Source organism: Janthinobacterium sp. PLB04 (genome assembly GCF_021165895.1).
In the GTDB taxonomy this organism is placed as follows: domain Bacteria; phylum Pseudomonadota; class Gammaproteobacteria; order Burkholderiales; family Burkholderiaceae_D; genus Janthinobacterium; species Janthinobacterium lividum.
Map to the genome: position 1 here is coordinate 2,636,610 of NZ_CP088968.1, position 21,195 is coordinate 2,657,804.

Here is a 21,195-nt window from a genome sequence, read left to right on the forward strand (position 1 = left end):
GCCTGTAGCGCCTGGCCCTTTAAATTCGGAATCAGGTACGGGTCTGGCCATGCTCGTCGAACACGTGGACGCGGGCGGGCGCCACCTGCAGCGCCACGGATTGGCCAATGGCCCAGTCCGTTTCCGCATCGGCGCGCACCACCAGCGGCTCGTCGCCGCCCGGTACCTGCACATACAGATAGCTGATGTCGCCCAGTTTTTCCACCGCCTGCACGGTGGCCGTGATGGCGGCAGTGGCGCCGGGCGCGCATGCTTGCACGTGTTCGGGACGCGCGCCGACGGTGACGGGGGTGCCGCTGGCCAGCGGCTGCGTCAGGACGGCCTGCAGCATGCCGCCCGCGTTGGTGGCGATGGTGGCCACGCCATCGGCATAGCTGTGGATCTTGCCTTTGAGGAAGTTCATGCGGGGCGAACCGAGGAAGCCGGCCACGAACAGGTTGGCGGGATGGTGGTACAGCTCCAGCGGCGCGCCCACCTGTTCGATGCGGCCCGCGTTGAGCACGACGATGCGGTCGGCCAGGGTCATCGCTTCGACCTGGTCATGCGTGACGTAAATCATGGTTGAGCGCAATTCGCGGTGCAAGTTCGCCAGTTCGATGCGCATCTGCACGCGCAGCGAGGCGTCCAGATTCGACAGTGGTTCGTCGAACAGGAAAACGTCGGGCTTGCGCACGATGGCGCGGCCGATGGCCACGCGCTGGCGCTGGCCGCCCGACAAGTCCTTCGGTTTGCGTTCCAGCAAGGGTTCGATGCGCAGGATTTGCGCGGCGCGTTGCACGGCGTCGGCGATCTGCACGCGGCTCTGTCCGGCCAGCTTCAAGCCGAACGCCATGTTCTGCGCCACGCTCATGTGCGGGTACAAGGCGTAGCTCTGGAACACCATGGCGATGCCGCGCTTGGCGGGCGGCACGTCGTTCATGCGGGTCTTGCCGATGAATAAATCGCCGCCGCTGATCTCTTCCAGGCCGCAGATACTGCGCAGCAAGGTGGATTTGCCACAACCCGACGGGCCCACGAACACCATGAATTCGCCATCGGCGATCTCCAGGTCGATGCCGTGCAGGGTTTGCACGTCGCCATATGCCTTCTTCAGGCCTGTTAACTTCAGTCCAGCCATGTCTGTCGTCCTCAATCTCACTGAATGTGCCTGGCCAAATCTACTGCGCGTCGAACTTGCGGCTGGCGATGCTCACTGTGCATTCGCACAGCTGCGCTTCTCAGCCACAACTTTCATCCGCTCGCTACGATTTTTCCAGGCACTGATACGCTGTTGTTCGGCCCCGCTGATGCGCGGGGCTCGTTATTGTAATTGGCGGCATGGCCGCCAAAGCCTGCGATTTACGCCAGGGTGCCGAACCAGCCGCCATGCGGAGGCAGGCTGAGCTGCTGGCCATCTTTGCTACCCGGCAAGCCGTGACCGGCCAGGTCGGCCGCTGGCGCTGCATCGGGCCAGGCGAAGGTGACCGCTTGCGTGCCCAGGTTGAAGGCGGCCAGGACGGACGGTTGGCCGGGCAAGTCGCGGCGCAGGGCCAGCACGGGTTCCGGCGCATCGAAGAAGACAATATCGCCGCGCAGCAATTGCGGCAGGGTGCGGCGCCAGGCGAGGATATTCTGCGCAAACTGCAATGGCGAGGCGGAATCGTTTTCTTCGACATCAACGGCGCGCGCCAGATGCTCGGGCGGCACGGGCAGCCAAGGTTTGGCATTGCTGAAGCCGCCATGCGGCGCCTCGGCCACCCATGGCATCGGCGTGCGGCAGCCATCGCGGCCCTTGAACTGGGGCCAGAACGGGATGCCGTACGGGTCTTGCAGCGCCTCGAAAGGAATGTCCGCTTCCGTCAGGGCCAGCTCGTCGCCCTGGTACAGGCAAGGCGTGCCTTTCAGCGCGGCCTGCACGGCCAGCACCACCTTGGCCAGCGATGGCGACGGGTTTTCGCCACCCCAGCGCGTCATGACGCGCACGCTGTCGTGGTTGCCCACGGACCAGGAAGCCCAGCCGTCGGCCACTTGCGCCTCGAACTCTTCCACCTGGGTGCGGATGTGCGCGGCCGAAAACTCCGCCGTCAGCAAGTTGAAACTGTAAGCCATGTGCAGCTTGTCGGCGCCCGTGTAGGCCGCCATGGTGGCCAGCGCATTGTCGTCGCCCACTTCGCCGATGGAAATGGCCTGGTATTCATCGAGCACGGCGCGCACGCGCTGCAGGTAGGCGATGTTTTCCGGCTGCGTCTTGTCGTACACGTGCGCCTGCATGCCGTACGGGTTGATGGCCGACACGCTGCTCGCGTCGCGCTGCACGGCTGGTGGATTGTCGCGCAGCAGCTGGTCGTGATACGGGAAGTTGCAGGAATCGAAGCGGAAGCCATCGACGCCGCGCTCGAGCCAGAAACGCAGATTGTCCAGCTGGGCCTGCTGCACGGCCGGATTGTGGAAATTCAGGTCGGGCTGGCTGGCGAGGAAATCGTGCAGGTAATACTGGCCGCGGCGCGGCTCCCATTGCCAGGCGGAACCGCCGAACACGGACAGCCAGTTGTTCGGCGCCGTGCCGTCCGGCTTCTGGTCGGCCCACACATACCAGTCGGCCTTGGCATTGTCGCGGCTGGAGCGGCTTTCCACGAACCACGGGTGGTTGTCGGACGAGTGCGACAGCACCTGGTCGATCATCACTTTCAAGCCCAGTTCATGGGCGCGCGCCACCAGGCGGTCGAAATCGGCCAGGGTGCCAAACATGGGGTCGACGTCGCAGAAGTCGGCCACGTCGTAGCCGAAGTCTTTCATCGGCGACGTGAAGAAGGGCGAGATCCAGACGATGTCGGCGCCCAGGGCGGCGATGTAATCGAGCTTGGAGGTGATGCCAGGCAAGTCGCCGATGCCGTCGCCATTGCTGTCGAGGAAGCTGCGTGGATATACCTGGTAGATGACGGCGCTGCGCCACCAGTCGGCGGGCAGGTGGGCGAGATTGTTCTGGATGGTCGGCATGAATGATTTCTTAAAAGTTGCCTGTAGCCGTGGCTATCAGGGCGGCGCTGCTGGTTGGTAGGCGAACGTCTTATTTTAAAATTCAAAGCGCTTTGGGTATGAAATGAGTATAGTTCAAAGCGCTTTGAAAAGTAAAGCGATACACGTGCCAGACATACGATTTTTTTATGAGGGTGATTCAGGGAGGGGATGTTCATCCCCTGGCCGAAGACGAAACCCTATGCAAGGGCTGGGGTCAGACCCTGAGGGTCTGACCCCGGTATTTCGCGGGTTGCGCGGTGAGAGGCTGAATTATGCGTGTATTACGGGCCCTGCCGACTCGCCCGGCAGCAGTTCGCACGGCCACAGTTCCTGCAAGTCGGTGACGGGCGTGCCATCCATCAGGGCCAGCAGCATGTGGATCATCTTCGCGCCGGCGCCGCGCGGGTCGGGCTGGACGACGGTGGTGACGTTGTGGCCGGCCAGGGAATCCTCCATCACGCCCCAGACGATCAGCGACATTTCGCTGCCGATGGCGATGCCCGCGTCGAGCAGGGCGCGCACGGCGCCCACGCCCGACATGTGATTGTCGACGATGACGGCCGTGGGGCGGGGCGAGCGGGCCAGCAGGCGCTGCATGGCCTGGTAGCCGGCGCGGCGGTCGTGCGCATTGTCGACCAGATTGTCCGGGTCGACGGCCAGGCCGCCCGCCTGCATGGCGTGCTGGAAACTCTCGACGCGCTGGCGCACGAAGTTCAGGTCCGGCGTGGCGCTGATCAGGCCGATGCGCTGGTGGCCCAGCTGCGCCAGGCGCTCGACGGCCAGGCGCATGCCCGCCTCATTATCGTAGTCGAACCACGCGTGCGGCTGGTTCAGCTGCGTGCGGCCATGGGCGACAAACGGCATGCCCTGCTGCGCCAGGTAGGCGATGCGCTCGTCGAACGGTTTCGTGCGTCCGACGATCAGGCCATCGATGCGGCGGCCCTTGACCATGCGTTCATAGGTGTGGAATTCGTTGCCGGCCGAGGCGGGCGCGATCATCATGTCCATCTGCTGGGCTTCCAGCGCTTCCGACATGCCGCCCACGATGTCGATGAACATGGGGTCGGCCAGGTCGTTCGGCATCAGCGGGTAGATGATGCCGACGATATTCGTGCGTCCCACGGCCAGGCTGCGCGCCATGGGATTGGGACGGTAGCCGGCCGCCTGCGCGGCGGCCAGCACCCGCTCGCGCGTGCGTTCGCTCACTTCCGGATAGCCATTCAAGGCGCGGCTGACGGTGGTTTCGGATATTCCTAGCGTTTTGGCGAGATTTTTGAGGTTCATGGATGCTGCAGTTGGGGTCTATCCAGGGTGGGTCGGGAGCGATGCGGTGCGATGACGGGTAGTTTATCTGATAAATGCCGGAATGATCAGGGGTATGACAAGCGGCGGCAGCGCCCAAAAAAATACGCGGGCAAACCCAGGGGCGCCCGCGCTAAAAGAGGATACTGCTGAATCACTACATTGAAGCTGCCGGCCATCGCGTGCAGCGGCGAAATGGTGGGTCCGGATATTACTTGCCCCTGGATAAGCGGGCGGTGTTGCTGCCACCGGCAAGCGTCCGGGGACGCTTGCCAACGTTCTAGCGGCCTGCGATTACCACCAGGATTCCACTTGGAAACCGACGGAGCTGCCGTTGGTCTTGCCACCGAACACGCCCGTCGACGACAAGGCCGATTCCGCGGCGGCGGCCGACTGGGCTGCCTTGTTCCATTTGGCATAGGTGTAGAAGGCGCGCAGCACGGGACGCGACCAGAAGCTGTTGCCGGCCGACAGTTGCGGCGCGAAGGTCAGCTTGGTCAGGTTGCGGCTTTCGCCGCCTTCCGGCTTGACGATGTCGTGGCCCAGTTCCACGGCCAGGCTGTAGTTGTCCGTGAAGTGGTAGACGGGGCGCGCGCCGATCGATGTCCACTTGCTGCTCACGCCTGCCGTTTCCTTGTCTTCATAGACGAAGGTGCCCATGCCCGACCAGGCGCCCTTGGGCTGGATCATGATCTGTTCCGTCAGACGCACGACCTTGTCATCCTTGCCGGCGCCCAGGCTGAAGCCGCCCGTGTTGGCGGCGCTGCCCTTACCGTACTGCAATGCCACCTTGTTGAAGCCGCCCAGCAGATTGCCTTGCGTATGCATGATGGTCAGCAAGTGGCCGCTGGCGATGGGGGCCGCGCCTTGCGCATTGCGTTTCTGGTTGAATTGCAGGCCCAAGGTCAGTTCGCCATCGGGATTGACCTTGATGCCGGAGAAGCGCAGGTCGTGGGACAGGCCCATGCGCTTGCTGTCGCCGTCATCGGCCGTGCGCACGACGGCGTAGGCCAGCTTGGCGGCGCCCAGGTCGATGTTTTCCAGGCCGGCGCCAGGGCCACTGTTATTCCAGAAGTAGTAATCGGTGATGTGCACGTCCTGGCGGTCGTAGTAGCGCTTGCCGACCCAGGCGCGCGCTTCGGCGAAGGCGCCCGTGCCGATCTTGTCGGCGACCACGTTCATTTCGCGCCACGACGGGTCCGATTGCTCCCAGTCCTGGTTCTGGTTGACGGAAAACGCCACCAGGGTATTGATGCGGAAGGTGGTGCCGTTGGCTGCCTTGAAGGCTTCGCCGCCGAATTTCAGCTCGCCATAGGTTTCGCACTCATTGCCCAGACGATACTTGGACGAGGCGCCGGCCAGGCCGAAACACGCTTCCTTGCCGCCTTCGCTGCTGGTGCCGAAGCCCGAGCGGATATAGCCGCCGAAGTCGATCGGCAGGGCGGCCTGGGCCGACGCACTCAAGGCCATCAGCACTGCCGCTGGCAACGCTTTCAAGAAAAATTTGTTCATTGTGTCTCCAGTGTTTTTATAGGTGTGGGATCGGCGCGCATCAATTTGCGAAACCAAAGCGCTTTAACTATGCCTCAAAGCGCTTTGAGTATAGTTCAAAGCGCTTTGATAAGTAAACTCGTTTTGTTCTTGAAAACTTTTGAGGTGTTGCAGAGAAACATCAAAGGCGGGCGGCGGCGCGTGGGCGCCGCCGGGTATGGCGGGGCAGGGGATGGTTGCCGCGGGAAAGCCGGGCGGCTTAGTTTGGCGCCTTGCAGGCGGGCAGGGCGGCTGTGTCCCGTGCGGCATCGGCCGCATTCGCCGGATGGCGCAGGAAGGCGAGGATCAACAGGGCCGATGCCGTGGTGATGCTGGCCAGCACATATAGCAGGTGGCGGAAGGCCGTGCCATACGCTTGCGCCAGCTCGGCGGCGGGAGCGTGTGGCAGCAGGGTGCTCGCATGGCTCAGCTCGCCCAGCGCCAGGAAGGGGCCGGCATGCGCCGCCTGCTCCGCGCCGATGCCGGCAATGCCAGCGTTGCCCAGCGCCGCGACGGTGAGCGTGCCCAGCAGCGCGCTGACGATGGCCAGCGCCAGGCCTTCGCCCGCCACGCGCGTCGTATTGAAGATGCCGGCCGCCATGCCGGCCCGCTCGACAGGCACGACGCTGATGGCCAGACCATCCATCAAGCCCCAGGGCAGGCTGATGCCGCAGCCGATCAGCAGCAGCGGCCCGATCAAGGTAGCGGGCGCTTGCCCTGACGCGCAGGTGGAGAGCCACAGCAAGCCGCCCGCCGCCAGCAGCAGGCCGCTGGCGCAAATGTGCGCCGCGGCAATGCGTTGCGCCGCCATGCCGGCCAGGATCGGCAGCACCAGCATGGGGGCCGACAGGGCGATCATCATGCGTCCCGCTTCCAGCGCGCTGTAGCCTTCGATGCCGATGAAGCGGGCCGGCAGCAGTACCAGCAGCACGACAAAGGAAAACGCGGGCGCGGCGGCCAGCAGTTGCACACCGGCAAAGGCTGGCAGGCGGAACAGCGTCAAGTCCAGCATGGGCCGCGCCGCGCGCCGCTCCACGCGGATGAATGCGCCCAGCAGCAAGGCCGCGCCACCGAGCAGCCCCAGGCTGGCAGCACTGCCCCAGCCGCTGTCGGGCGCCTGCAGCAAGCCATAGGTGAACAAGGAGAGGGCGCCGGTAAACGTCAGGGCGCCGGGCCAGTCTACGCCCTGCGCCTGCGGGTCGCGCGATTCGCGCATGGCGCGCGCGGCGGCCAGCAGGGCGGCCAGGCCGGCCGCGGCAGTGGCGACAAAAATGGCGCGCCAGCCCGTGTGGGTGATCAAGGTGCCGGCCAGGAAGGGGCCGAAGGCCAGGCCCACGCCGAAGGCCGTGCCGATCAGGCTGAAGGCGCGCGCGCGGGCGGGGCCGTCGAATTCCTGCGCCAGGGCCGCCAGTCCGCTCGACAGGGCCATGGCGCAGCCCAGGCCCTGGACGGCGCGCAGCACGTCGAGCCACAGGATGCCGGGCGCGGCCGCCAGTGCCAGCGCGGCGGCGGAAAACACGCCCATGCCCAGCAAGAACACGCGCTTGCGGCCATAGCGGTCGGCCAGGGCGCCGGCCACCATCAGGCAGCCGCCAAAGCTGAGCATGAAGGCGTTCGTGATCCATGCCAGCGCCAGCGGCGTGCCGTGCAGGTCGGCGGCGATTGCTGGGATGGCGATGGCCGGTCCCGTAAAACTGAGTGGCATGCATAGCGCGGCCAGGCAGACGGCGGCCAGCACCAGCGTGCGCCGTGCAGTCGCTTGGTCCGGGGCTTGCGCGGGAAGATTCGTATCCATGGGAATGATTCCAGAAAGAGGGAATCCGATGATAATATGGGCGTAATCAATGAAAAAGTGGCTGAAAATCCACTCATAACGGACAAATATTCCCTAATCGAGATGGCGAGATGGCATGGATAATCTGAATGGCATTGCCGCCTTCGTGCGCGCGGCGGAAACGCGCAGTTATGTGGCGGCCGGGCGGCTGCTCGGCGTGTCGGCCTCGGCCGTGGGCAAGAGCGTGGCGCGGCTGGAAGAAAAGCTGGGCGTGCGCCTGCTCAACCGCAGCACGCGGCGCATCAGCCTGAGCAACGAGGGTGCGCTGTTTTACGAACGCTGCCAGCGCATCCTGGCCGACCTCGGTGATGCCGAGGCGGAACTGTCGCACCTGGCCGAGGCGCCGCGCGGCAAGCTGCGCGTCAGCCTGCCCGTGATCGGCTACCGCATCATCCTGCCCCTGCTGGCCGAGTTTACGCGGCGGTACCCGGAGATCGAGCTCGACCTCGATTTCAACGACCGCCTGGTCGACGTGGTGGCTGAAGGCGTCGACGTGGCCGTGCGCAGCGGCACCTTGACCGATTCGCGGCTGATGGCGCGCGAGCTGGGGCCGTTTGCTTTTGCCATCGTGGGCGCTCCCGCATATTTCGCCCGTCACGGCGTGCCGGCCACGCCACGCGCGCTGGAAGGGCACGCCTGCGTGCGCTATAAGTTTCCCACCACGGGCAAGCTGCAGGAATGGGCGCTGCAGCGCGCCGAGGGCGACAGCGGCGGCGAGTTGCGCTTGCCTACCGCCTTGACCTGCAACAATATCGAGGCCTTGATCGGCGCCGCCACGCAGGGCGTGGGCCTGGCTTACCTGCCTGACTTTATCGTGCGCGACGCCATCGCGCGCGGCGAACTGCAAGCCGTGCTGGCCGATTGCCTGTTGTACTCGAGCAAGTTCTGGGTGCTGTGGCCGTCGAGCCGTCACCTGTCACCTAAAATCCGCGTCTTTGTTGACCATTTGTGTACCCACCTGCATTTTTCTCCGCCCCCTCCCGACCCTGCATCATCCCTTTGATGGCCCTGGCCGCCGCGCTGGCGGCTGCTTGGGGAATATTCCTACCCCAAAACGATTATTCCTAACGCCGCTGGATTTATATTTGCTGCGCCGCATCACGCCATGCCGCACGGCATCAACTTATGGCCTTCCTGAATACCCGTCATTCGTTATGGAAATTGCCATAAGGAATTTATTTATGTTAATTTCATATCTGTTTCTGCAACATTGCATCAGCTGGTCGCTTGCGGGAACATGTGCAGGATTAGGCGCCATAAGCGTGTAGTAACCAACAATTAAGGGATGGTAACCCCGTTCCGTTCAGGGAGTGTGCATGAAGACAGTCACTACGACGCCGCAGGATCCGGCGCCAGCCACGACAGCGAAACCGGCCCGCAAAACGGGTTTGCTGCTGGGTGGCGGCGCACCAAATTCCACCTTGATCGCCGGCGCCCTGGCTGCTTTCCTTGACGAGGGCATCGAGTTCGACGTTATTTCCGCCTCGGGCGCCGGCGTGTTGATGGGTTTGCTTTACACGACGCCGCACGAGGCCGCGCCGCGCCAGGCCTTGCAAAGCTGGGCCGACACGGGCGTGGCCGACAGCATCTACAAGATGATTCCGATCAACTACAAGGTATTCCAGAAGCCGGGCATGCACGCGAGCACTTTCCGCGACGCCTTCCAGCCGCCGGCCAACAATCCTTTTTTCCAGGCATTCCAGCAAACGTTTGCGGGCGTGCCCACGGCCTGGTCGGACTGGGGCAAGCTGATGGTGTCGTCGCTGTCGCCGTCGGACCTGTCGGCGAAAAGCCTGGGCCTGTGCGCGCACTTGCCCTTCCTGGAAAAAGCCGTGGATTTCTCGGGCGTGGCCCGCATGCGCCCCGATTTCTACATCAATGCCTACAACCTCAGCGAGCACCGCATGCAAATCTGGGGCAAGCACGAAATTGAACCGATCCATGTGCGCGCGGCCCTGTCGTTTCCCTTCCTGTATGCGCCCACGACCATCGCCGGCGACGACTACATCGAAGGCGCGGCGCTCGATACGCTCAATTTCGACCCGTTTATCGAAGGCAAGGGCGAGCACCATGACGCCGATACGCTGGTCATCCTCGACATCCTCGGCGACGAGCGACTGCTGCGCAAGCCGCGCAACCTGTACGACGCCTGGGTGCGCTCCATCATCACGCCGCTGGTGAAAATTTCCAAGAGCGAGCTGCGCCTGTTCGAACTCGAACACAACACGGATGCGCGCACGGGCCAGCCCAAGCGGCGCCTGCTCAAGCTCGACTTGATGGGCGGCATCCCGGAGCAGCACTGGCCCGATACGCTGGACTGGTCCAGTTCGAACATGCAGTTGCTGTTCGACGTGGGCCACAAGGCGGGCCTGGCATTTTGCCGCCAGCATGGCGACTTGTTGCGCCGCGCGCCTGAGGCTTCCCCGCTGGCGGCCTAGCAACCGATCCCCGGCCACCTGATCGGCAGCTATTTATCCTGCCTGGCCTTGCCAGGCTACCTTTTTACTGTGACACACCATGAATATCACCAAGCAATTAATTCTGACCCTGACCATCGCCTTGCTGGCCCTGCTATTGCTGGGCGCCGGTGGCGCCATCCAGCTGCAGCGCGCCCAGGAGCGTTTTGATACCGTGCAAAACCGTATCATTCCCAGCATCCAGGGCTTGAATGCGGCCAAGGGTTTCCTGGCCGACTCGCGCCTGGCCGGCTACCGCCTGTCCGTATTCTCGAACCTGGCCGACAAGACGGCGCTGGACAAGGCCGTAGCCGATGCCAACACGAATTTTGACAAGGTCATCGCCACCTACCGCGCCGAGCGCCTGTATGACGCGACGGACAGCAAGATGCTCGACGCCGACCAGGCCGCGATGGACGCCTACCGCCGCGCGCTGGCGCCATTCTTTGCCGCCGCCTACGCGGGCGACATGGATGGCGTACGCGCCACCTTGCTGGCCGGCACGCCGCTGGCCATCACAGCCGCCGCCGCCAAGAAAAGCATGGATGACCATATCGCCTACAACAACAAGCTGGTCGACGACGTGAAGGCCGAAAGCCTGGCCGCCTACGATACGGCGTTCAACACCATGCTGGCCGTGCTGGGCGTGGCCGTGTTGCTGACGGGCGCGCTTGCCTGGCATATCTACCGCACCATCAGCGGCGGCCTGGGCAATATCGAACACACGCTGGAGCGTGTCAGCGCTTCGCTGGACCTGTCCGCCGTCATGCCCGTCGAGCGCATGGATGAAGTGGGCCGCACGGCCACCGACTTCAATAAATTCCTCGAGCGCATCGTCGGCGTGATCGCCACCGTGCGCGCCTCGGCCGATACGGTCAGCGTGGCGGCCGCGCAGATTTCCGCCGGCAACGCGGACTTGTCGGTGCGCACCGAGCAGCAGGCGTCTTCCTTGGAAGAAACGGCATCCAGTCTGGAGGAGCTGACCTCGGCCGTGCGCCAGAATACGGACAATGCGCGCCAGGCGAACTCGCTGGCCGTGTCCGCCTCGGACGTGGCCCGCAAGGGCGGCGCCGTGGTGGCGCAAGTGGTGGGCACGATGGGTTCGATCAACGAATCGGCGAAGAAGATCGCCGACATTATCGGCGTGATCGACGGCATTGCCTTCCAAACCAACATTCTGGCGCTGAACGCGGCCGTGGAAGCAGCGCGCGCAGGCGAGCAGGGCCGGGGCTTTGCCGTGGTGGCCACGGAAGTGCGCAACCTGGCGCAGCGCTCGGCGGCTGCCGCCAAGGAAATCAAGGGCTTGATCGAGGATTCCGTCGACAAGGTCAATATGGGCAGCGCGCTGGTCGACCAGGCGGGCGCGACGATGGAAGAAATCGTCGCCAGCATCCGTCGCGTGACGGACATCATGGGCGACATCGCCAACGCCAGCCACGAGCAGAGCGCCGGCATCGAGCAGGTGAACCAGGCCATTTCGCAAATGGACCAGGTCACCCAGCAAAACGCGGCCCTCGTGGAAGAGGCGGCCGCCGCGGCTTCCTCGCTGCAGGATCGTGCCGTGGAACTGGTCGACGTGGTGGCCGTGTTCCGCCTGCGTGGCGACGCCCAGGGCAAAGCGCTGAAAGTGGCGGGTGGCTTGCCGGCCCCGGCTTCAGCCTCAGCCAGCCGGCGCCTGGCGCTGCCTGGCCGCAGTGCCCGCGCTTAAGTTTAGTCATTGAATTGCCCCGGTACGCCGGGGTTTTGGTGGTGGCGCTGTCCAATGGGGAGCGTTGATGTTCGGCACCTGGGGCGAATGTCAGTCAAGTTGCCGGGCTGGCAGGGGCGGCGACGGTGCAGGCGCCGCCCGGCTCCGTGCTCGTCAGGGAGTCTACCTTTCGCGCGCGTGAGTCAGTTACCTCGCCTTGAAATCGCTGGAGATTGAATTGATCAGTACTTTCCCAAGCGCGCCCCAGTCAAGTCTCGCAAACTAGGCTATCGTCGATGCGCATCTTCTTGAATTCCAGATTCCGTACCTCGTCGACGACAACCTGAAATCCGATAATTTGATTTCTGCTATTACGGTTGAATTGAATACCGCCCATGAAAGATTTATTGCCGGAAAATACATCGATATTAACGGGCTTAAAAGTGACGGAGCCCACACGCACATTGTTGGCCGTAAGCTGGCCGCTATTGACCACAAAAACGAAAGAGGAATTGAGCTCTTCGCTATAAAACGTTCCCGTGAACTTGGCCAGTTCATTTTCTGCGTAGGAAACTGCCTTATACGGTTCAAAAACAATGGGATCGCTTTCCCCCATGCTGAAGTGCATATCCATTCTTCCTTTCTTATCGACGAATTTAATAAAATAATGATCGTCGCCGTCAATTTTCATTTGGAAGGTCGAATCGCTTAACGGGATCAGTACGCGGCCATCGGCTTCCGTCCGCGTGTAATACAAGACATCATTTTTAACGTGCACTCTCGCAGCAAGCGCCCGTTCACGGTTCCAGTACACGCCTTCGTATTTCTGACTCTGCGCACGGCTCAGCTTCACGCTTTTGATCTTGGAATAATCGATGGTTTCAGGCTCGAGGAAATGATTTTCCAACATCGTGGCGGCAATCCGCATGCCGTACATTCCGTTGTACGCCAGGCCGGAACTCAATACGACGGCAGTGATTTCCTGATCGGGAAAACGGAAAATCGAGCTCGCGTACCCGCCAAAACTGCCTATCTGGTAAATCTTTGCAATGCCCCGTTCCTTGCCGGCGTGTTGCTGTCCGTATGTCGAAATGCTGGCGATATCCTTGATGATTTCGCCGCCATCAAGCTTGATCGGTGCATTGAGTTTAGTGGCCAGCGCGTTCCCACCGAGCGCGTCGGATAAAATGGCGGAGCGCCAAATTGCGAGGTCGCGGATCGAACTGTAAAGATTGACGGGGCCTGGAACGTTTCCGCTGCCATAGTCGATTTTATAGGCGCCTTTGCCGTTATCGCGATACGGCACGGCCGTGTTTTCCGGCGGCACATCGCCGTAGAGGAACGCGGTGTTCGTCATGCCGAGCGGTACAAAAATATTATTTTTGCAATACTCGTCGAATGGTTTGCCCGAGGCGACTTCGACGATCTTCGCCAGCAGTATCAGCCGTGTATCGCCACCCGGCGAAAAGACGTCGCCGGGTTTGAAGTTCAATTTCTTTTGGCTTTTCACGAGTTCCAGTACGGTATTGTGCTGTTCGGCCCCTGCCGGCTCCCAGCCTGACAGCGACTTCAAGACCTTGTATCCGTGCAAGCCATCGGTCGAGCTCAGCAAATGATTGACGGTGATTTTCTTGCCGAAATCCGGCAACCCCGGCACATACATGCCGATATGGTCATCTAATTTTATCTTGCCCTGTCCTTCGAGCTTCAAGACGGCGTACGCGATAAATTCCCAGGCAAGTGTATCGATCTGGAATTTCGTATGAACCGTGGCGGGAATCTTGTATTCGAGATTGGCGCTTCCGAAAGATTTCTCGTATATCAATTTTTCTTTCTTGAAAATAGCGACCGCAAATGCCGGTTTGTTCGGTGAATTGAGTTCGCTGACGATCTGATCGAACTTCTCTATCGGGATTGATTCGACGACGGTGTTCGCGCTTGCCGAAAACGGAAGCAATACAAGGAGTCCCAGCATGAAATATGCTGCTTTTAAAGTTCGGATGTTCATTGTCAGTCCCTGTCTTTTAATGGCGTCGCTGGAGATTCCTGATCACTTCCTGCGCCACGGAAGCAGTGGCTGTCGGATCTTGACCCGTGATGATGTTGCCGTCGACGATGAAGAAGTTGTCGCCCCATTTTTTGGAATAGACAAAATTTCCGCCGTTCTTGCTGACTTCCTTATCGATGGAAAATGGAAATGCCTTGTAATATTCGGCTTTCGTGTCTTCGAAAATATCGGGGAATCCGGTAACTTTCTTATTCGCGAAGATGAACGTACCATCTGGATTCTTCAGGTTGACAATGCCGGCCGTTCCGTGGCAGATAGCCGAGACGACGCCGCCATTTTCATAGATGGTGCCGGCGATATTCTGGATACTTTTATTTTCTGCAACACCAAACATGGCCGCCCCGCCGCCGCTGTAATAGACGGCCTGGTACTCGCTGGCGTTGATTTGTTCGGGCTTCAGCGTATTCTTCAGCAAGGCCATGAAACTGGCGTCATACAGGTGTTCCTTTTGCGTCGGATTCGACGTATCGACGTAGCCCACTGGAATTGCACCGCCGTCGGGACTGACGAAATCCACGGCATAGCCATTTTTCCTGAAAACGTCGTAGGCAATGACTATTTCCTCGAAATGGTTGGCCGCGCTGATCTTTGTATTGCCATAGGTATGCTGGTTCGACGTGACGAACAAGATCCTGTTTTGCTGCTTGGGCACCGCTTTCCAGGTGTAACTCTTTTGCACGATTTTCCAGGAGTCCGCGTATTTGAGAAGCAGGAAATAATCGGTGTAAAGCCTGAAATTGGGCATTAGTATTTCAACCTTTGCGGTGGCCGCATTGTTCTCGACGTCTATCGATACGATGCGTCCGATGCGCTTCATTTTTTCGCCCGATTTGATTTCCGCGATGTACTGTTCGCCGGAACGTATCAGCAACTCATTGTCTTCCGTTACCGTGTATAACTTGAAATCAGGATGGAACGCCTGTTTCAATTTGGCCGGTTCGCCATTGGCCGTTCCATCCATATAGTCCGTCAAAGTTTTTGTGATCCGATCGCGTTCCGCGTTCGCTGCGGCAGGCGCCGTGGCAGCCATCGTCTGCCCCGTCATGCAAAACAAGAAAAAGATCTGGAGAATGGCGCGCAAAAGAATATATTGATTCATACATTACCTAAAGTTCACTATTACCTATTCGCCGAAGGTAAATACGGTTGTTCGCGCGGCTATCGGATCCGCACTCTGTGCGACGAAGCGACGCTGCCGAATGACACGTTAGCGCGAACGGGGAAGCCCATGGTCGCAAACCACAATTTAGGACTCCGGATCCATAATTCGAGAGGGATTGCAACGATGGGCGTGAGGGGGGCAAGCGCAAGTTCAGGCAGGCTGCACACGGGGCTGACCGGCGCCAGCGGCCGGTCGCTGCGTGCGACGCGGTATGTCAGGAATCGCTGGTGACGCGATGGCGTTGCGATGGCGCCGGTGCACGGTCGGCGCCATCGCCACAAGATGAGGGCGGCACCGACGCAAAGACGGCTCGGTAGCTGGCAGGCGTTTGCCCCGTAATCTTCTTGAACGCGGAAAAAAATGTGGAATTGGAATTGAAACCGCTGCGCTCGGCAACGAGTTCCATATTGAGGTGGGATGCCGTGATCAACAGGTTTTTTGCATGCTGAATGCGAAACTCGTTGATATAAAGGTTGAAACTTTTATTTAGATTTTCATTGATCGCCTGGGAAACCGTCGTTTGCAGGTTGCCGACTTTCTTCGCCAGCATCGCCAGGTTCAAGGTCGGATTCAAATACAGCTGCTGCTCGCACATTACCTTATCGATGGAATTGAGCAATGCGCGGACATCGACGTCGCTCATTTTTTTATTGTGGTATTTCTCCTTCTTGCCTGCCACGTCCACCGCTTCATTTTTCATGATATACGTCAAGATCGTGATGTGGATAGAAAAAGTAAACGAGAGCGCGCCGATAATATATGACGTGAATGGCGTGCTGACGTAAGCAACGAGTATCAGGAGGCTACTGAAATAAACGCTGAGCAGGAGCACCGTTTGACGGGAAAACCGACCATCGACGCGGCCTAATACGGCGCGCGCCTGCCATAGCTGCCTGCCCGCCAATAGCAAATAAGAAAACCAGTAAGCATGGATGCCGCAAATTGCATAGAACCAGGTGTCCGTATTGCGCGAATACGGGAATAGCAGGGCGATGCCGATTAAGCATAAGGGCAGCAAAAGATGCGAGCGCCAATGCTTGCTGACGGCACTGTCGGTCACGTCGGCCAGATGGCAATGGACATACAGATATGTCAGCGGCCCGATCAGCAGGCACGCCGACAGGCCCAGTTGAATAAACGCGACCGCAAGGTCGGGATTAAAGTAGTAGAACGCCGATTTAACCGTGCGAAAACCGATCGCCAGCAGCAATGCGCCGAGCATGGCATGCGTCAAGCGATGGGGGCGGCGGCTGAAGAAGTAAAACGCCAGGAATATGCCATTCACCGAGCCCAGGGCGCTAAAGAGAAATAGTAGTTGGCTTGAGATCACTGGTCGGTTGGTGACGTTTGACTGCGTTATGGGCCGGGGCCCGTAAAAAATCGAAGGCGGCGCACATCAGCGCGTAGTCGCTCATCGCTGAGAACGCTTCCCCGCGATGCCTTCGACTATACGCTGTCCGGCGAGGCAAGCCGGTAGCCGTATGTCCCGAATCCCCGCTGCGCGCCGTGAGTGCCTTCCGGGAGTGCCTTGTTTGTTCCAATGGCCGAAGTCTGTGTTTAATCAAAGACTCTCCGCTGCCCCACCTCGATTTCATTTTCATGACAATAAAACAGGATAAGCGGTGTGTCGTGCGAATAGATCATCGCGTCGTCACGTGATGGGACAAAAATATCCGACCAATTCTCGACCAGGAACACACTGCTGCACAAGAAACATTCGTCTTCTCCAAACACCACTACGATCTGCTGAGTTCCAGGCATACGGGCGCGTAACCATTTTGTTGCGGTGGCCGCATCATTTCCGAATACGAGGCGCTCGATTGAGTCAACGGTGTTAACGTTCAGGCCGAAATGGGTCTTTGAGTCGTGAAGGCCTGCTACCTCATAGGCGCGGCGGGCGTCTTCGGCATTCAGCCAGGCGATATCCGCTGAGTGATGCTGTAGTTCCTGAACCCGCCAATGTGCTGTGTTCATCATTTCTCAAAGTTTCATATGCTCATGGTCATGGCGAGCAGCAGCTTGCGGTCGAATCCGGAGCATCCCTTGATCCTGGCGCCAAACAAGGCTGTCATCGTGGCCCGGCTTTATCTGCGACCAGTATAACCAGAATATGATTCTATTTGCATGATAAAAAAACAGGGTATCCTGCAATTTCAGCGGATATGTTTTTTGTCGAGGCAAAGAAAAGGCTGCGGCGTTTGTTCCTGCTGGCGGAGTATCTTTGAATTGGCGCAATGGCATGGCGATACTGCGTGATGAATGCTATGCCGCGGGCCAATATCCCCAATTTCCATATGCTGCGCGACGCCGGATAACAGGCCCAGTTACTTTCACACAATGATAGGGAGATCCCCCAAATTGGCGCAAATTGAAGAAAGCATCCACATTGCCGTCCCGCCCACGGTCATCGACCAGATTTGGAGCGAGGTCGACCGCTGGCACTTGTGGGATCCGGATACAAAGCAAGCCCGGCTCAATGGGCCGTTCGCGGTGGGAACACAGGGCAGGATAGTTCCCAGCAAGGGGATGGGTATTGCGATGCTGGTCACGGAGCGCTCGGCAGGCCGCTCGTTCACCGTCGAGGGCTACATCCCTTGGTTCCGCATCCACTTCGAGCACACGGTTGTTGCGGCAGAGGGCGGATCGCAAGTCGTTCACCGCGTGCGGTTCACTGGAGCCCTTGCCTTTCTGTTCGGGCCAGGCGTTGCCAGACAGGTCCGGGACGGGCTTCCCAGGACGATGCGCTCGCTGAAGGCCTATGCCGAGAAGCGCAACGACACTCGCCACAATGCCGAGGAGGGCGGAGCTAACGCGACAACAGCCTGATAGATAGTTTCCCCTCGTCAATTCCTTGCAAACTGCCCCGTCAAATTAACGTGCCGTTCCCGTCATGATGGAATACAATTCCTGCGTGGCAGCCAGCTTGCCTGGCAAGGCCGGGCACGGCGCCTTTGACCTCGGAAAGATGTTGGCTTATGACTCTGCAGTTCCCTCAGCGAACGGCGCCTTGCGCGCCATCCACGCTCCGCATTTCACGCAAGCCCCCCGTTTCCCTGTTCGTCCTGACATTTTCGTGCCTGCTGGTCACGGCGCCCGTCATGGCGGCTGCGCCTGCCAGCAGCAGCGTCCTGCTGGAAGAACTGACCAGCACGGAATTGCGCAGCCGTATCGACCACGGCGCCACGACCGTGCTGGTGCCGATTGGCGGCGTCGAGCAGAGCGGGCCGTATATCGCGCTGGGCAAGCACAATGTGCGCGCCGGCCTGCTGGCGCGGCAGATTGCGCAAAAGCTGGGCAATACCATCGTCGCGCCCGTCGTCTCCTACGTGCCGGAAGGCGCGGTTTCTCCGCCGGCCGGCCACATGCGCTTTGCCGGCACGATCTCGATTCCGCCTGCCGCCTTCGAAGCCGTGCTGGAAGGGGCGGCCGCCAGCCTGCGCCAGCATGGTTTCCGCGACATCATCTTTCTCGGCGACCATGGCGGCTATCAAAAAAACGAGCAGAACGTGGCCAACAAATTGAACCGCGCCTGGGGCAAGGCTTCCTCCGGCAAGGATGCGCGCGCTTATGCCTTGCTCGACTACTATGACATCACGCAATCGGCCTATATTGCCGAGTTGCAGAAACGCGGCCACAGCAGCGCCGAGATCGGCCTGCACGCGGGCTTGGCGGACGCGGCCTTGATGCTGGCGACGGACCCGTCGCTGGTGCGCAGCGACGCCATGGCCCACGGACCCAAGCCCGGCGTGGCGGATGGCGTGCGCGGCGACGCGACGCGCGCCACGGCTGAACTGGGCCAGATCGGTGTCAAGCTGCAGGTGGATACCTCGGTGGCTGCCATCAAACAGCTGCTGAAACGTAATAAATAACTTCCGCTGGAAGTGCTGAACTTCCGGCTTTTGCAACGAAACGACGCGAAATCACATGAAAAAATCTCAACGACGCACCATCGTCACCTTGTCCGCCCTGGCTGCCGCACTGGCCGGCTTGGGCGTGGCCAGCCAGGTCACCGGCGCCAGCACAGCGGCTCCAGCCGCCGTCTCGCCGGCCGCCGCCTATTCGCCGCTGCCGGGCATGCCGCCGCTGGTGGATCCGAAAAACGTGTACGGCAGCATCGCCAGCAGCAATATGAGTCCCGTCGTCAAGGATCATTTGCGCCGTGTCTACGTGCCCAACCTGCGCTCGAACGATGTCTACGTGATCGACCAGGAGACCCTGAAAGTGGTCGACAAGTTCAAGGTCGGCAGCGGCCCGCAGCACGTGGTGCCGTCGTGGGACTTGCGCACCCTGTGGGTGGCGAACAATGCCGAGCGCACGGACAAGGGCAGTTTGACGCCTATCGACCCTTTGAGCGGCAAGCCGGGCAAGGAAGTGCCCGTCGATGATCCCTACAATATGTATTACACGCCGGACGGCAAATCGGCCATCGTCGTGGCCGAAGCGCGCCACCGCCTCGATTTCCGCGATCCGAAGACCATGGCGGTGCAGTATTCGATCGACACGCCCCAGTGCGGCGGCATCAACCATGCCGATTTCTCCAATGACGGCCGCTACGCCATGTTCACCTGCGAGTTCGACGGCACCATCGCCAAGATCGACCTGGTGGGCCGCAAGGTCGACGGCTACCTGAAATTGCAGATGCCGGCCAAGCGCTTTGCCGAATCCGGCCCCGTGGGCGGCCCGGCAAATGAAATCTGCAGCGTCAAGAAGGGCATGCCGCAAGACATACGCATCTCGCCGGATGGCAAGAAATTCTATATCGCCGACATGGACGCCGACGGCGTGCACATCGTCGATGGCGCCACCCTGAAGGAAATCGGCTTCATCCAGACGGGCGTGGGCGCGCACGGCTTGTACCCTAGCCGCGATGGCAAGAAATTATACGTGGCCAACCGCGGCACGCACCGCATCCACGGCAAGCCCAAGGGCAAGGGCAGCGTCAGCGTGATCGATTTCGCCACGGAAAAAGTCGTGTCGAACTGGCCGATACCTGGCGGCGGCAGCCCCGACATGGGCAATGTGTCCGCCGATGGCAAGTACCTGTGGCTGTCCGGCCGTTTCGACGACGTGGTCTACCGTATCGATACGAACAGCGGCGACGTTGCCAAGGTCAAAGTTGGCCAGGAACCGCACGGCTTGACCGTATGGCCGCAGCCGGGCCGCTATTCGCTGGGCCACACGGGCAACCTGCGCTAGGCTGGCGCATGGCGTTTCCTGAGCAGCTGGATTCGCAGTTGTGGTTGCTTAAAAGGCAATGTTGGCGCATACTGTACTTCCATTTCACTATCGTCAGGGAGCGCCATCATGATTCTTGATCACATCGGTTTGAATGTCAGCGATGCACAGGCCAGCAAGGCCTTCTTTTCGGCCGCCCTGGCGCCCCTGGGCGTCGCGGTGGTGATGGAAGAGCAGGGTTGGGTCGGCCTGGGCAAGGATGGCAAGCCCGATTTCTGGTTCGGCGTGGGCGGCACGCCGCATGCCGGCATGCATCTCGCCTTCGCGGCGGACAACCGTGCCCAGGTGGACGCCTTTTACAAGGCCGCGCTGGAAGCGGGCGGCAAGGATAACGGCGCGCCAGGCATCCGCGCCCTGTATCACCCGAATTACTATGGCGCTTTCGTGCTGGGGCCGGACGGTCACAATGTCGAAGCCGTTTGTCACCATCCCGAGCCCTGACACCGTTATTTCCTGAAGAGAGCAGCATGAAGCACAGCGCCACCCTGTTTGCCGACGATGCCGGCCGCTATGCCTACGTCAAGGCGGGTTTTTCCTGGCCGGCCCTGTTCCTGGGCTCGTTCTGGGCCGTCGCCAAGCGCCGCTGGTGGCTGCTGCTGCTCATGCTTGCGATGGATGCGTGCCTGTGGTTTGGCAGCCATCTGGCCACCGAACTGCGCATCGGCCCGATGATGATGCTGATGGCCGTCTCGGAGCTCAGTTACCTGCTGGCGCGCGGCTGGTATGGCAATCGCTGGCTGGAAGCGTCGCTGCGCAGCCATGGCTACAAGCCCGTCGTGCCGGGCGCGGGCGCCGCTTGTTGAGCTTGCCTGGCACAGATTTTCCTTCCCGTCACTGACGTTTGCCAAAGGCAAGCCGTCCAGCCAAAACTTTCTGCGCAGCCTAGCGCACCTTTGATCCAGATCATCCCTCGCCAGCGGTGCT

Annotated in this window: 18 protein-coding genes; 8 read left to right on the forward strand and 10 right to left on the reverse strand. The window is 60.6% G+C overall.

The genetic code is table 11. The features are described 5' to 3' along the window. Positions 1-31: 31 nt before the first annotated feature. From LSO07_RS11700 to LSO07_RS11720, 5 genes are all read right to left on the reverse strand, one after another. Positions 32-1,117 (reverse strand): ABC transporter ATP-binding protein, encoded by a 1,086-nt coding sequence (locus tag LSO07_RS11700; RefSeq protein ID WP_151094303.1) that lies wholly within the window; start codon positions 1,115-1,117, stop codon positions 32-34. A gap of 221 nt (positions 1,118-1,338) precedes the next feature. Continuing rightward, a complete protein-coding gene (locus tag LSO07_RS11705; RefSeq protein ID WP_151094305.1) occupies positions 1,339-2,976 on the reverse strand; it encodes an alpha-amylase family glycosyl hydrolase in 1,638 nt (545 codons plus the stop codon). A gap of 291 nt (positions 2,977-3,267) precedes the next feature. Further along, positions 3,268-4,281 carry a substrate-binding domain-containing protein gene (locus LSO07_RS11710; protein ID WP_151094307.1) on the reverse strand — a complete coding sequence of 338 codons (1,014 nt, stop codon included), beginning with the start codon at positions 4,279-4,281 and terminating at the stop codon, positions 3,268-3,270. Positions 4,282-4,593: 312 nt separating this feature from the next. Next, entirely contained in the window at positions 4,594-5,811 is a 1,218-nt protein-coding gene (locus LSO07_RS11715) for a maltoporin (protein ID WP_034783044.1), read from the reverse strand. Positions 5,812-6,049: 238 nt separating this feature from the next. Then, complete coding sequence (locus tag LSO07_RS11720) at positions 6,050-7,624, reverse strand: MFS transporter (RefSeq protein ID WP_151094309.1); 1,575 nt, start codon at positions 7,622-7,624, stop codon at positions 6,050-6,052. A gap of 115 nt (positions 7,625-7,739) precedes the next feature. Between LSO07_RS11720 and LSO07_RS11725 the strand changes: the two genes are divergently transcribed. The 3 genes from LSO07_RS11725 (at position 7,740) to LSO07_RS11735 (ending at position 11,827) form a co-directional block, all read left to right on the forward strand. Next, complete coding sequence (locus tag LSO07_RS11725) at positions 7,740-8,666, forward strand: LysR family transcriptional regulator (protein WP_151094311.1); 927 nt, start codon at positions 7,740-7,742, stop codon at positions 8,664-8,666. 313 nt (positions 8,667-8,979) lie between these two features. Next, positions 8,980-10,101, forward strand: coding sequence for a patatin-like phospholipase family protein (locus tag LSO07_RS11730; RefSeq protein WP_052140181.1), 1,122 nt, complete (start codon positions 8,980-8,982; stop codon positions 10,099-10,101). A 79-nt stretch (positions 10,102-10,180) separates the two neighbouring features. Then, a complete protein-coding gene (locus LSO07_RS11735) occupies positions 10,181-11,827 on the forward strand; it encodes a methyl-accepting chemotaxis protein (RefSeq protein ID WP_151094313.1) in 1,647 nt (548 codons plus the stop codon). Between the two features lie 247 nt (positions 11,828-12,074). Here the strand turns inward: LSO07_RS11735 and LSO07_RS11740 are convergent, their stop codons facing one another. The 5 genes from LSO07_RS11740 to LSO07_RS11760 all read right to left on the reverse strand — a co-directional run bounded on the left by LSO07_RS11740 (position 12,075) and on the right by LSO07_RS11760 (position 17,277). Next, the gene (locus LSO07_RS11740; protein ID WP_191909652.1) at positions 12,075-13,781 is read right to left on the reverse strand and encodes a serine hydrolase domain-containing protein; all 1,707 of its coding nucleotides are present in this window, start codon (positions 13,779-13,781) and stop codon (positions 12,075-12,077) included. A gap of 49 nt (positions 13,782-13,830) precedes the next feature. Further along, positions 13,831-14,973 carry a nuclear transport factor 2 family protein gene (locus LSO07_RS11745; protein WP_151094317.1) on the reverse strand — a complete coding sequence of 381 codons (1,143 nt, stop codon included), beginning with the start codon at positions 14,971-14,973 and terminating at the stop codon, positions 13,831-13,833. Positions 14,974-15,250: 277 nt separating this feature from the next. Continuing rightward, complete coding sequence (locus tag LSO07_RS11750) at positions 15,251-16,366, reverse strand: AraC family transcriptional regulator (protein ID WP_151094319.1); 1,116 nt, start codon at positions 16,364-16,366, stop codon at positions 15,251-15,253. A 227-nt stretch (positions 16,367-16,593) separates the two neighbouring features. Further along, a complete protein-coding gene (locus tag LSO07_RS11755; RefSeq protein WP_151094321.1) occupies positions 16,594-17,013 on the reverse strand; it encodes a hypothetical protein in 420 nt (139 codons plus the stop codon). A 3-nt stretch (positions 17,014-17,016) separates the two neighbouring features. Beyond that, positions 17,017-17,277, reverse strand: a complete 261-nt coding sequence (locus LSO07_RS11760; RefSeq protein ID WP_231773006.1) for a hypothetical protein — start codon at positions 17,275-17,277, stop codon at positions 17,017-17,019. Between the two features lie 117 nt (positions 17,278-17,394). Between LSO07_RS11760 and LSO07_RS11765 the strand changes: the two genes are divergently transcribed. From LSO07_RS11765 to LSO07_RS11785, 5 genes are all read left to right on the forward strand, one after another. Further along, positions 17,395-17,862, forward strand: coding sequence for an SRPBCC family protein (locus LSO07_RS11765; RefSeq protein WP_225317278.1), 468 nt, complete (start codon positions 17,395-17,397; stop codon positions 17,860-17,862). A gap of 272 nt (positions 17,863-18,134) precedes the next feature. After that, positions 18,135-18,905: a creatininase family protein gene (locus LSO07_RS11770; protein ID WP_099393171.1), complete on the forward strand. Its 771-nt coding sequence runs from the start codon at positions 18,135-18,137 to the stop codon at positions 18,903-18,905. Positions 18,906-18,960: 55 nt separating this feature from the next. Beyond that, a complete protein-coding gene (locus tag LSO07_RS11775) occupies positions 18,961-20,232 on the forward strand; it encodes a YVTN family beta-propeller repeat protein (RefSeq protein WP_151094325.1) in 1,272 nt (423 codons plus the stop codon). A gap of 108 nt (positions 20,233-20,340) precedes the next feature. Then, positions 20,341-20,712, forward strand: coding sequence for a VOC family protein (locus tag LSO07_RS11780; RefSeq protein ID WP_170846428.1), 372 nt, complete (start codon positions 20,341-20,343; stop codon positions 20,710-20,712). A gap of 26 nt (positions 20,713-20,738) precedes the next feature. Continuing rightward, positions 20,739-21,074 (forward strand): hypothetical protein, encoded by a 336-nt coding sequence (locus LSO07_RS11785; RefSeq protein ID WP_151094327.1) that lies wholly within the window; start codon positions 20,739-20,741, stop codon positions 21,072-21,074. Positions 21,075-21,195: the final 121 nt, after the last annotated feature.